The organism is Motilimonas thetidivivens, from assembly GCF_046452435.1.
Classification (GTDB): domain Bacteria; phylum Pseudomonadota; class Gammaproteobacteria; order Enterobacterales; family CBDFNC01; genus Motilimonas.
Map to the genome: position 1 here is coordinate 116767 of NZ_JBKFDK010000012.1, position 11773 is coordinate 128539.

Here is an 11773-nt window from a genome sequence, read left to right on the forward strand (position 1 = left end):
ATCGAACCAACCCAATGAAACCAGCAAAGCCGATACCGCTCATTAAATGAGCCTTACTCGCTTGAACGATGTGCTAACCACGCCAACATGGTTTAATGGGCGTCTTCAAATCACCACAGGGCTTGGTATGCAGTTTCGCCATCAATTTCTCGATTTAAGTCACTATCGCCACAGTTATGTCATCGGTGATATTCACGGCAAATTAGACCCACTTAAAGCCGCCTTAGCACAGCTTAAATTTGACCCAAAGCAAGATTGCTTGATTAGTGTGGGAGACTTAATCGATCGCGGCCCCGCATCGGCTGCGACCCTCACTTTTTACCAGCAGCAGCCTTGGTTTTATGCGGTGGCGGGCAATCATGAATTGATGATGTCCAATGCCCTTGCCGTGTGGTGGCAAGCTGATCGCAGCGAGTTAGAACAAAGATATATCGATCTCTGGACGATTAAAAACGGCGGCCAATGGGCATTAACATTAACGGAGCAGGCGCTAAAGCAACTGCAATCTATTGTTGAAGCCATGCCTTGCGCCCTAACTTGTCAGCTTGCCAATGGCAAAACCATCGGCATAAGCCATGCCCAGCCCCACGGTTTAGACTGGCTTGAGATGCAAACGTGGCAAGGTGATATGCGGGAAAATCCGCGCTGGATCTGGGGACGGACGCGAATCAAAGAAGAAACAGCCGAGGCCGTTCAAGGTGTCGATCTCACCATCCATGGCCACACCATGAGCGAGCAACCCGTGCAGGTTGCCAATAGCCTATTTATCGATACCGCCTCAAGTCAAGACTACCAAGGCCCCTTCACACTCATCGAGCTCAATAGCATGCAAACTTACCGTGTCCCCATCAATTAATGTTGGCCACACAAAATTTCAAACTGTCTATTTTTTGCTCAACAACTATTCCCTGCTAAACTCTATAGAAGTCCCTAAAAAAGCAGTATAGGCGTGTCGTGGCATGGATGACCAAAACCCAAAAGTAACTTCGACGGCAAGCTTCGTTCCAATTTCGCCTAAAGAGCCTGATATCTGTGCGGTTCATTTACACCGCCTACAAGCTATGTTGCAGTTTCAGCCAGCAACAACTCACTGGCACTACCAAGAAGTATGTGACTTTACCTTTAATTTGCTCAGTCTTGGCGCCACGGTCGAACACATCTTTTTAACCCAGTTTACCCCGCTTAATGCACAAGCATCTGGGGGGCAGGTTTTAGGACAAACGGGCACCTTGAATCAAGCAGAGAAACAATCCATCAGCCGCTTAATGTTAGGGCGTGCAACTTGCCAGCAGGCACTATCAGAGCTTAATCGGGGCAATAACAAACCCGCTTGGTACAGCATAGGTATTGACCACAACAATACACTGCAACAACCAGGTTTGTTTCTGGTTATTAAAGCTTCCTTTGTCAGCGCTGAAATAGAACAAACAGCGCTGCTTATTTTACACTCGCGCCTCAAAGCCTTGCTTGGCAATGGCCAATATGAACAAATTAGCCCAGATGTGTATCAAGCACTGACGCTTCAAGCCTCTGAAAATCCGTCTATTGACCGTCTTTGTGAAAAACTCAAGTTAGCGTTAAAACCTTATCTGGCTGACGTTGAAAACTACGTCATTATCATCAAAGATAATGTGCCCAGCTTTTATTACAGCAGTACCAAAAAGCTCACCGCTTCTATTTATCTAACTCTGGCTAATAAAATCATTACCGACCAACAGGCACAATTTTTTACCCCATTACGATTTGCTCACTGGCAATATCAACAAGGCATAATGCAATCACAAGTAAAGTTAGAGCATGCTTGGTTTGGCACCCCTATATTTTATGAAGAAAAACTATTGGGTGTTTTGGCTATTTGCAGCGCCAGTAAGCAGCAAACCATGCAACCCGAGTTACGCGCTTTAACCAGTTATTGCGCTTACTTGGCCGCATTAACCCTGCAGCGTCAGCTTACGCAATATTCAATTCAAGAGAACCTTCAATTTGATCGGCAAATTCAAGATCGCATCAAGCAACTGAGCCAATCAAATCGAAAATTAGAGCAAGAGCTAAAACAATACCAAAGTGTGCGAGAAAAGCTTACCTATGGGGCATTTCATGATCCCCTAACCCAACTTGGCAACCGCGCCCTGTTTATTGAAAAGCTCACTGATGCCCTTAAACGCGTCAAGCGCCACCCAGATCAGACCTTTGCCGTTATCTTCATTGATTTAGATAAGTTCAAAAATATCAACGACTACTTTGGTCATCATATGGGCGATCAAGTATTAATTCACAGTGCGCGTTTACTCGAAACCTGCATTCGACAAAATGATGTACTATCGCGCTTTGGCGGCGATGAATTTGTCATCATGCTGGATAAAATAAGCCAAAAAAGCGACATCATTGAAATTACACAGCGTATTGTGGCCGCCTTTGATTCCCCTATGTCACTAAACAGTGAGCTATTAACTTGCAAGTGCAGCTTAGGCATCACCCAAGTCAATAGCAGTTATGAAAGCGTTGAACAAATTCTAGAAGATGCCGATCAGGCCATGTATGAGGCCAAGCACAGCGACAGCCGTTATAGTTTTTATCAAGACAACGGCATTAATAAAACCAACGACCAATTAAGCCAAGATCTACTCGAGGCGATTACCCATGGCGATATCGTGCCCCACTACCAACCTATGATCAGACTGCAAGACAACAGCTTAATGGGATTTGAAGTGGTGGCCAGATGGAGTGATCGTAAACACACCTTACGCAAAGCGCTGGACTTTATCCCTTTTGCCGAAAAAAGCGGCCTGATTATCGATCTCGATCTGGATATTTTGCGCCAAGCCTGTCAACAGCTCTACCAATGGCAAAAATTGGCACTCCACCCCAAGCACATCCGTGTCGCCGTCAACTTATCAGCCAAGCATTTAGTAAAAACCGAATCGGTTGACCAATTACTTGAGATTATTCGAGAGGCCAAGGTTTCCCCCAAAAACCTCGTATTTGAATTTAGCGAGAAAGAGTTTGTGCGACAAAACCAGCCTTCATTTGCAGCCATAGAGAAACTGCGCAAACAAGGGATCCTCATCGGCATGGATGACTTTGGCACTGGCTTTAGTTCGCTTAATGCCCTGTTTGATTACCCTATCGACTTTATCAAGGTCGACCGTTCATTTACCCGGCGCATGCTCAGCTCGAAAAAGGATTTATCTATGATGCGGGCGGTGCGAGACATGAGCAACGATCTCGGATTTCAGGTGATTATTGAAGGGATAGAAACCCTGCAGCAACACAAAAAATTGGTCGAAATCGGCTGCGAATATGGCCAAGGCTACTACATAGCCAAGCCAATGAAACCCGGTGATGTAGAGCATCTTTTTGAGGCTTGAAGCACTTTAAACCTTTGGGGTTTCAAGGTAAAACCAGTTCAAAGCATGGCTGTTTTACTGTTATAGTGTTGGTTCATTTTGATAGTGAATGGCAACCTAATGACCCAAGCATCACCTTCTCAAGATAAGGTAATCACAGACTTTTTAAGTCAGGCTTTACCTAGTGTTAAGCTGATTTACTTGTTTGGTTCACACGCAAATGGTTCAGCTACCGTCAACAGTGACCTTGATATTGCCATCCTGCCTTCAGCCCCACTTGATAACCTGCTAAGATTTAACCTAGCCCAAGAGTTAGCGATTAAACTAGACAAAGACGTGGATTTAGTCGACCTATTAAGCGCCTCCACCGTCATGCAGATGCAAGTGGTGACAACTGGCAAACTGCTCCTTGGTGATCCTGATGACGATCTCACATTCAGCGCCCAAATTTACAGTATGTACGGTCGCTTACAAGAAGACAGAAAAGACATCATCGAGAGTTTTATACAAGGCAACTAAGATGCAAGATGCAGTGATCAACAAACTGGCAACCATCAAACGATGCTTATACCCAAGACACCTCAAGATGCGGGATTCAGAGCCGCTCATTATGTTCAGTTTGAGGCAAAAAGCTGAAGGAATGGCGAGCCCTTTCTAGGCTTTTTAACGAAAAAATGAACATAATGAGCGACTCCCAAAGGGCGAGTTTTGTAGGCTGTTATGCTTTGTTGCTGATTTTCAACGTAGTTTAACAACCGTGAATCACTATGTCTCAAATCAGCGTCGCGCCTAACAGCCTACAAACTCTCGCTGAACAAGCATCTTGAGGTAACTTGGGTATAGCCAGAATCAATGAAGAATTTACCAGCGAAGCGGAGTTTAAACTCAATTACACCAAGCAAGACTCTGTTGTACTTAATCTGCAGCGGCTATGTGAGGCCAGTATAGACATCGCCAATATCATCATCAAAAATAACCAACTTGGCATTCCCCAATCGGCCCGAAATAGTTTTGAGCTGCTGCATCAAGGACAAATCATTAGCCAAGATATCACGTTAAAAATGCAAAAAATGGTCGGCCTGCGTAACATAGCCGTACATGACTATCAGGCACTTAACATCGACATAGTAATTGCTGTGGTTAAGCATCACCTTGATGATTTTAAAGACTTTAGCCAACAAATTTTAACCAGCCAAACATTGAGCTAGTGCGTCAGCCAATAGCCCACTGGCCGTCAGTCTCTGCTGAAGCAAGCATGCCCTCTGCTTATTGATAAAAAAGGAATACAGTTAAAAACCTTACATTTGCTAACACACTTTTACAGGTAAAAAGCGTATCGTATAGGCAACAACTGAGCCGAAGCAGGGAAAGGTAGGATATGAAATACGCCAGTCAGCAAGGGAAATGGCTCAAGGTTAGATGGGCAGTTTTTGGCAGCCTTTTTGCCTTGTGCTGCTTATGGTTATCTCACGCTGATGCTGAGCCTATCAGTTTTAGCCAAGGCAAAAATCGATTATCAGGGCAATATCTCGCACCACTCACGCAACAGCCAGCCAAAGCCGTGCTCGTGTTTGTCCACGGCGATGGCGCGCAAACCTATGACGCCAACGGTTACTACGAGCCGATTTGGCAGCAATTACGACATCATGGTTATGCTATTCTCAGCTGGGATAAACCCGGCGTTGGCGACTCCAGCGGTGATTGGCTGTCGCAAACCATGCAAGAACGCCAGCTAGAGGTATTAGCAGGTGTTCGCTGGGTGCAGCAAACTCATGGCTTTAACGCGAACAACACCGGATTAATCGGCTTTAGCCAAGCAGGCTGGGTAGCGCCGGCTTTAGCCAATGGCCAATACCCTATCGGTTTTATGATAGGGGTGGGCTTTGCGCGCAATTGGATTGCCCAAGGCCAATATTATACTCAAGTTAAGCAACAACTTGCCGGCAAGAGTCAGGCGGAAATCCAGTCTGCCATAGACCAATACATGGCGGAGGTCGCCATGTTCAAAAGCGCCACGCCATCGGACTATCCCGCAGACAGCCCATTCTCTCGACAACGCTTTCAATTTATTTTGCAAAACATTCGTGCTGATGCCAGCAGGGATTACGCCCAAATTGCCATCCCCAGTTTGCTACTTTGGGGTGAAGATGATTTACACGTAGATGCCCGCAAAGAATTTGCCGATTGGCAACAACAAGCTAGCCCACTGGTGCGGCTGTATTTAGTAAAACAAGCCAATCATGGTTTGCACGATTCGGCTCGATTTAACCAACAAGGTTACGGCCTAAGTGACTGGCTCAAACTCGCTTGGTTAGAGCAAGATGCCTTTGCCGCAGACTTTTTTCCCTTACTATTGGCTTGGTTAGAAGCCTTGCCCCTAGCTCAAACCAAGTCGGAATCAAGTTGATTGGGTAAGTAACTCGCCAGTTTACGTTTATGATCCTGTTGCGCCAGCTCCTCACTCAATAAATCAATAAAGCACCGCACCTTAGGCGACAAATGCTTGCGGCTGGGATACACGGCATAGACATTGACATCGGGCTCAACAAAATCCTTAAACAACACTTCCACTTGGTTATTAGCAAAGGCTTGATCTAAATAAAAGCCGGGCAAGCGCGTGATACCTTGATCTGCTAGCACCATTTGCAGCTGAGCTTGACCGTCGTTGCAACGCATTTTTTCTTTCACATCAACACTGAATTTTTCACCATCATGCGAGGTAAAATCCCAGCGATTCGGGAACTTGGCATTACTGTAACAAAGGCAATCATGCTTGCTTAGCTCTCTTGGATGATAGGGCCGCCCGCGTTTGGCAAGGTAGCCATGAGAGGCGATCACATAAGTGCCACAACTAAACACCCGTTTACATATCAAGCTGGATTCATCTAGCTGCGGTGTCGCGCGGATCGCTAAATCATAACCATCACCAATCACATCGATATGTTTGTTACTCAAGTCCACATCGAGGCGCACATTGGGGTACAAATCGAGGAACTTAGCCATAATTGGCTGCAAATAATGGGCACTAAAACCAATCGGGCAACTCACCTTTAGCGTGCCTTTAGGATCCACACTGTTATGGGTGATCGCCGTGATCGCCGCCTCAGCATCCAATAACAGCTGGCTGCAATGCTGATAATAAGCTTCTCCTTCGGGCGTTAAGGCTATCGAGCGCGTGGTGCGGTTAAGCAGGCGCACGCCTAAGCGCTTCTCTAACTTATTAATTTCTTTACTCACGTGTGAGCTGGAATGGCCTAATTGCTCCGCCGCCGCGCTAAAGCCTTGGCTTTTTACCACCTGCACAAAGATCTCAATGCCATCAAAGAGTTTATTATTAGTCATATGGAAATAGTAAATGCACTTTTTGCGTATTAATCAATGAGTGTAACAAGTATAGAATAGGTTTTATCAGTTCAAGGCATAAAAGTTAACATTTAACTACGCCAAGAGCACCTATACGCAAACTACTTGGAGTTGCAGGTAGGCGGCAAGTGAGTGAACCCCATGAGCATAGATAAACTATGTGACTGGGGTGAACGAGCTTAGCCAACACCGCTGCAGCTTCAAGTAGAAAGGGGATAACAATGTCAGCCTATTTAGGAGCAAGATCATGAAAGTATTAGCCTTTGCCGCCAGCAGCTCAAAACAATCGATCAACAAAGCCTTAGCAAATTATGCCGCTTCTTTAGTAGACGGCGCTGAAGTGGAATTGCTCGACATCAATGACTACGAAATGGCGATTTACAGCAGCGATCGCGAAAATGAATCGGGCATTCCGTTAGCGGCGCAGCAATTTTACCAAAAAATCAGCGAAGCCGACGCCATTGTGATTTCCTTTGCCGAGCACAACGGCTCGTACACCGCGGCTTACAAAAACCTCTTTGATTGGACCTCGCGCATCAACATGAAGGTGTATCAGAATAAACCTATGGTGTTGTTAGCCACCTCACCCGGCCCGGGCGGCGCTCAATCTGTGCTAAATGCCGCTATAACCTCAGCGCCCTTCTTCGCAGCGGATGTCAAAGGCAGCTTGTCACTACCGAGTTTTTACGACAATTTCGACCTAGAAACTCAGCAAATGCGCTCACCCGAGTGGTTGGATAAATTGGCCACCACCATGGCCAGCTTAACTCACTAACTTGGCTTTGCAGAAAAGCAAACAAACCTTGCCTTTAATCGCGGGCTATCATTAAATATCAGATAGTTATTGATAGCCCCTCGTCACCTTAACGTGTTAAACAAAAGGTGGCCGGCTCACCGAATGCAAGGAAAAGCATGAAAATTCAATTGTTCGCCGTCTTGTTTTGTCTGTTTGGCCTCACGGCTTGTAGTAGTTTAGTCAGCGACAAGACTGGCCAAAATACCGTATCCAGTAGCTTGGTCGATTTTCTCTACCCTAATGAGCATAGCCGAGCCGAGCATAAGCCTGAAATCCCCACGCTGAATTTACCCGTTAAAGTGGGCATTGCGTTTGTGCCGCCTAGCCGTTATGGCCATCACCAAATCCATGAAAAAGACCAGCTTGAGCTGCTCAACAAAGTAAAATCGGCCTTTACGCAATATGATTATATTGACCACATCGAAGTCATTCCGAGTACCTACCTACAAGGTGGCAAAGGCTTTACCTTCCTATCACAACTTGGGCGACTATATGACATCGACGTGATTGCACTGGTGTCTTATGACCAAGTCAGCCAATCAAAGGAAAACAATGCCGCCCTGCTTTACTGGACCATAGTGGGCATGTACCTGATCCCCGGCAATCAAAACTCGGTGCAAACCTTTGTCGATACCGCCGTGTTTGATATCAGCAGTCAGAAAATGCTATTTCGTGCCCCCGGCATTAGTGAGCTAGAGCGACTCAGCACCGCCATTGGCGTTGACGACACCATAAGCGACAAATCACGCGAAGGCTTTGCCCTCGCCGTTGATGACATGACGAAGAACCTAGACGCAGAGCTCGCGCGCTTTAAAACCCGCGTTAAAGAAGAGAAAGTGGCCAACATCACCCATCGCGATGGCTACAGTGGCGGTGGAAGCATGGGATATCTATTGACTCTACTGCTCATGATTGGAGTATTGAGAAAGGTTTTTAACCGTTAATCCGGTTATAAACCGCCTCCCCGTGGGACCTGAGCTTGCTCAGGGAATGAAACAATGAAGAGGAACTGATGAGCTCAAGCCATTTATTAAGAAGTAACATCATTTTGCCTGACGGCAGCACCAGTGAATACGAGTCACAGCAAAGCTTTGCGCCGTTGGTCAGTGAGTATTACCTGCACCATTCCCCGATTCTTGACTTATATAACAAACTAGGGGAGCGGGAAACCAACAAGTTTAAACCCAGTTATACCGAGCACTGCCCCTTAGTGTCTGAGGGTTATGAGCAATATCAGGCTAAAATATTTAAACCAGCGGCGTACATGCGCCACTTTGGCCAAGTCGAATTTTTAGCCACCAAGCAATTTACCCAAGCCTTGCAAGAGACTCCGTTAGACCAACCTAAAATCAATCGCTTAGTTATGCTATTAAGGAATGTAACCGAGATATTTTGTTTATTAGCGCAAGCAGAAAAACAAAAAGCCAAGATTGAGCTGACTTTTTACGGAGATTAATAGGATCGGAATGGCCCAAGACCTAAGGCCCTAGACCCAAGCTTTAAGGCCATTCAGCTAGCCAAAGCGCCAAAGCGGCGCTTTTTCTTAGGCTTGCCACTGATAAATGTGCAAGGTATTGGCGCCATCAAGCAGGTAAAACTTATTGCCCTGAAGGCTGGTTCCATTTAACTTGCGCAAACTATTGCCGATCATTTCAGGCTTAAACCCATGTACCACTTGCCATTGCTGGCGGTCTATCATGGCCACCGCTCCCGTGGTTGGCTCGGCCACAAATAAAAATGCATCGTTGAAACAGAAATAATACTCCGTAAATACAGACCTTATTCCCGCCTCGGCCAAACCGCGGATATCGCCTTTTTGCACCCGTAACTCAGGCTCGGTTAAATCAACGTGAAAGTATTGCTGACGGGATGTGCCAAATAAACAGCCTTGTCGCGCATCCAATTGCAGGTACTCTGTCACATTTCTTTCAAATTGAAGGCGGGCCACTTCTTCGCCCGTCGCTAAGTCCAAGGCCACAATGTCATAGGACGAGAGCTTAAGCCATAGTTTACCGTCATAGATGCCCAGTGCGGCATTTAGCTCTAAAGGAACATCATTCTGGAAACCATTTGAGGTGCTTCCTCGTAGCGGGAAAACCCAAAGCAGCTCGCCATCGGGGTTGTAAGCACGCACATCCTCACGCACCGTTTCTTCGAGTTCAAAATCACCATAAGCTAAAAAGATATGTTGCTGACCATCAAAGCCGTGATACCTCGGGTCAAAAGGTAAGGTTTTACTCGCTTGGTTGGTGATATCATAAAGGTAGTTAGCGTCCAGCTCTTCATTAACCTCCCACATTAGTATGCTATTACCTATCAGAGTTTGCATTTTGTAATAGCCTACACGAGTACCACTTTGCTCATCTTGTCGCATTACTTTTTGTTCAGACAAGGAATACAAGAGTGAAGCTGAGCCAGAGTTAGCCTGCCAGCACAATAGCCCGTCTACAAAGTTCAAGGTGCTTTTGTCAATTTCTTGCTCTAGCGAGACACTGGTATCACCGATATATAAGGTTGACTCATCTAAATAAGCAAAACACAGCTCATTGCCCGTATCCACATAACAGCTGACCCCGTGAATTTTGTCTATTTCTTCTACTCTCACTGAAACACCTCTACCATCTTAAATAATTTCGCATCTTTGTTTGCAATCATCTGTTTAAAATACGCTAGCCTCTGCACTCCTGCTGCTACAGACCATTCAGCCAGTCCTGAATTTTGCCCGGTATTTTATCCTGCCAACTAATGGGTATTATGCTCCATTATTAATTGAGCCTTGCTCAGTCTATGCCACGTAAAAGTGGCCAGCCCTGATAATTAACGCGTAATAATTTCATCAATTAAACCTCACAGCAAGATAACAAAGCAGGTTTCGTGAACTCAATTCCAAGCCAGTAAAATAGCCCATTGTTATCGGCTACCTAACACATGGCTTAGTGGTAACATGACAACCTTTCCATAAACACGCAGCATTTAACGCAAGATAGGTACCTGATGGCAACAATCACTCTATCAACACAAGACTCCATGTCAGCGGCAATATCAACCCGTAAATCAGCGCCTTTGTATAGCTGTTTTCATCCAGATAACCTGCAGGTGTTTGAAGATTTTTCCGGTGATGAGCGCTTTGAAATAATCAATGGTTTTGATGATGCCTCGCCCACTCATTTAAATTCAATTGAACAAATTTTGCAGTTTATGAGCGAGTTAGCACTGCTCACTGCGTTGCCGATATGCCAGCAGCATCCCGCCTTGCATAATCATCTGCTGGAGGTATTAGTGCTATGTAAATTGTGTATTTGGCATCCCAACAGTTACACGCTGACTATAAGTCCTTTTGGCTACAATAAGTCGGCTTATCCCGCCGCCTTGCCACCTGAGATGCGCTTTAGCTTGCTGGATGTAAACCAAGCTGATCCGTTACCTAACACGCCGAACCCCGGACCCAAAGCCGCGTCCATCAATGACAACAGCAGTGTGATAGTACAGGAGAAGCCATGGTTATATACCCTATATCGCACCGCCACTGAGCAATATATAGTTCGCGTTTATTATTCACCCAAAAGCTACGTGGATGCCCACATTGACATTGCTCTGTGCGCGGCTGAAACCGCATTATTACAGCAAGACCCGCACTGGCTTGATGACTTCGCCAACGCGGTAAGAAAAGCCCCAACTCGCTACCATGCCAGAGCGATACACACCCAGTGAACATGACACAAGGAGAAGCAAAATGAGTTTAGTGAATGCAATTAAAATCAGCATAACGAAAGATGACAATGTCATTATCGAGCATCTGTCTGAGGCCAGCTGCAACGCCTTGTTGTGTGAGTTTTTTAACGAGTACCGAGAGCCGATTCTGGCGCTTACCAGCAAGCTAGGGCAAAGAGACATGGACAAATTTTCGCCCAGTTTTGATCATCATTCGGTATCGGTATCGGAAGGTTATCAAAGCTATCAGGCCAAAATTTGCCTGCCAAGTAGAGCCGTCAAATTCTGGCAAAAGGTGGAATTTGTCGCCGCGCAGCAACTGGACAAAGAATTCGCGGCAGGCGAGCTAAACACCAGCAACATAAAACGCCTAATCGCCATATTGCGTAATATCACCGAAATCACCAGCTTTATTCATCTGGCTCATCGCCAGCAAGCCAATATTGAAATCACCTTTACCGACGGCTAACAGCAAGCCAGATCATGCCACGACTAGCCCGTAGGAGCGCTTTTTAAACCGCGATATATTAAATAATATCAATGTGTTAAATAAAAC

At 45.8% G+C, this 11773-nt stretch carries 12 protein-coding genes; 10 read left to right on the forward strand and 2 right to left on the reverse strand.

Going from position 1 to position 11773, the window contains the following annotated elements:
- Window positions 1–70 precede the first annotated feature (70 nt).
- The 5 genes from ACK8OT_RS11045 (at window position 71) to ACK8OT_RS11065 (ending at window position 5754) form a co-directional block, all read left to right on the forward strand.
- The gene (locus ACK8OT_RS11045; protein ID WP_410196583.1) at window positions 71–856 is read left to right on the forward strand and encodes a metallophosphoesterase; all 786 of its coding nucleotides are present in this window, start codon (window positions 71–73) and stop codon (window positions 854–856) included.
- 103 nt (window positions 857–959) lie between these two features.
- Window positions 960–3368 carry a putative bifunctional diguanylate cyclase/phosphodiesterase gene (locus ACK8OT_RS11050; protein ID WP_410196570.1) on the forward strand — a complete coding sequence of 803 codons (2409 nt, stop codon included), beginning with the start codon at window positions 960–962 and terminating at the stop codon, window positions 3366–3368.
- 99 nt (window positions 3369–3467) lie between these two features.
- Complete coding sequence (gene mntA, locus ACK8OT_RS11055; RefSeq protein WP_410196571.1) at window positions 3468–3866, forward strand: type VII toxin-antitoxin system MntA family adenylyltransferase antitoxin; 399 nt, start codon at window positions 3468–3470, stop codon at window positions 3864–3866.
- Window positions 3867–4180: 314 nt separating this feature from the next.
- Window positions 4181–4555, forward strand: a complete 375-nt coding sequence (gene hepT, locus ACK8OT_RS11060) for a type VII toxin-antitoxin system HepT family RNase toxin (RefSeq protein WP_410196572.1) — start codon at window positions 4181–4183, stop codon at window positions 4553–4555.
- 170 nt (window positions 4556–4725) lie between these two features.
- Window positions 4726–5754, forward strand: coding sequence for an alpha/beta hydrolase family protein (locus ACK8OT_RS11065; RefSeq protein ID WP_410196573.1), 1029 nt, complete (start codon window positions 4726–4728; stop codon window positions 5752–5754).
- On the opposite strand, the gene ACK8OT_RS11070 is transcribed toward ACK8OT_RS11065, so the two are convergent.
- Window positions 5730–6689, reverse strand: coding sequence for a LysR family transcriptional regulator (locus ACK8OT_RS11070; RefSeq protein WP_410196574.1), 960 nt, complete (start codon window positions 6687–6689; stop codon window positions 5730–5732). The two genes, ACK8OT_RS11065 and ACK8OT_RS11070, sit on opposite strands and share 25 nt — an antisense overlap.
- Before the next feature lie 268 nt (window positions 6690–6957).
- On the opposite strand from ACK8OT_RS11070, the gene ACK8OT_RS11075 reads away from it, so the two are divergent.
- From ACK8OT_RS11075 to ACK8OT_RS11085, 3 genes are all read left to right on the forward strand, one after another.
- Window positions 6958–7485 carry an NADPH-dependent FMN reductase gene (locus ACK8OT_RS11075; protein ID WP_410196575.1) on the forward strand — a complete coding sequence of 176 codons (528 nt, stop codon included), beginning with the start codon at window positions 6958–6960 and terminating at the stop codon, window positions 7483–7485.
- Window positions 7486–7622: 137 nt separating this feature from the next.
- Entirely contained in the window at window positions 7623–8450 is an 828-nt protein-coding gene (gene rhlP, locus ACK8OT_RS11080) for a rhombotarget lipoprotein (RefSeq protein WP_410196576.1), read from the forward strand.
- A 68-nt stretch (window positions 8451–8518) separates the two neighbouring features.
- Window positions 8519–8962, forward strand: coding sequence for a hypothetical protein (locus ACK8OT_RS11085; protein WP_410196577.1), 444 nt, complete (start codon window positions 8519–8521; stop codon window positions 8960–8962).
- A gap of 87 nt (window positions 8963–9049) precedes the next feature.
- Here the strand turns inward: ACK8OT_RS11085 and ACK8OT_RS11090 are convergent, their stop codons facing one another.
- Entirely contained in the window at window positions 9050–10111 is a 1062-nt protein-coding gene (locus ACK8OT_RS11090; protein ID WP_410196578.1) for a hypothetical protein, read from the reverse strand.
- A 389-nt stretch (window positions 10112–10500) separates the two neighbouring features.
- Between ACK8OT_RS11090 and ACK8OT_RS11095 the strand changes: the two genes are divergently transcribed.
- Both ACK8OT_RS11095 and ACK8OT_RS11100 read left to right on the forward strand, forming a co-directional pair.
- Window positions 10501–11217 (forward strand): hypothetical protein, encoded by a 717-nt coding sequence (locus tag ACK8OT_RS11095; protein ID WP_410196579.1) that lies wholly within the window; start codon window positions 10501–10503, stop codon window positions 11215–11217.
- 22 nt (window positions 11218–11239) lie between these two features.
- The gene (locus ACK8OT_RS11100; RefSeq protein WP_410196580.1) at window positions 11240–11686 is read left to right on the forward strand and encodes a hypothetical protein; all 447 of its coding nucleotides are present in this window, start codon (window positions 11240–11242) and stop codon (window positions 11684–11686) included.
- Window positions 11687–11773 lie beyond the last annotated feature (87 nt).

What these genes read in the sequence shown, in the direction of transcription:
- ACK8OT_RS11075 (WP_410196575.1), top strand. Translation starts at nt 6,958, where the DNA reads ATGAAAGTATTAGCCTTTGCCGCCAGCAGCTCAAAACAATCGATCAAC.
- ACK8OT_RS11085 (WP_410196577.1), top strand. Translation starts at nt 8,519, where the DNA reads ATGAGCTCAAGCCATTTATTAAGAAGTAACATCATTTTGCCTGACGGC.
- ACK8OT_RS11100 (WP_410196580.1), top strand. Translation starts at nt 11,240, where the DNA reads ATGAGTTTAGTGAATGCAATTAAAATCAGCATAACGAAAGATGACAAT.
- ACK8OT_RS11095 (WP_410196579.1), top strand. Translation starts at nt 10,501, where the DNA reads ATGGCAACAATCACTCTATCAACACAAGACTCCATGTCAGCGGCAATA.
- ACK8OT_RS11070 (WP_410196574.1), bottom strand. Translation starts at nt 6,689, where the DNA reads ATGACTAATAATAAACTCTTTGATGGCATTGAGATCTTTGTGCAGGTG.
- mntA (WP_410196571.1), top strand. Translation starts at nt 3,468, where the DNA reads ATGACCCAAGCATCACCTTCTCAAGATAAGGTAATCACAGACTTTTTA.
- ACK8OT_RS11065 (WP_410196573.1), top strand. Translation starts at nt 4,726, where the DNA reads ATGAAATACGCCAGTCAGCAAGGGAAATGGCTCAAGGTTAGATGGGCA.
- ACK8OT_RS11050 (WP_410196570.1), top strand. Translation starts at nt 960, where the DNA reads ATGGATGACCAAAACCCAAAAGTAACTTCGACGGCAAGCTTCGTTCCA.
- rhlP (WP_410196576.1), top strand. Translation starts at nt 7,623, where the DNA reads ATGAAAATTCAATTGTTCGCCGTCTTGTTTTGTCTGTTTGGCCTCACG.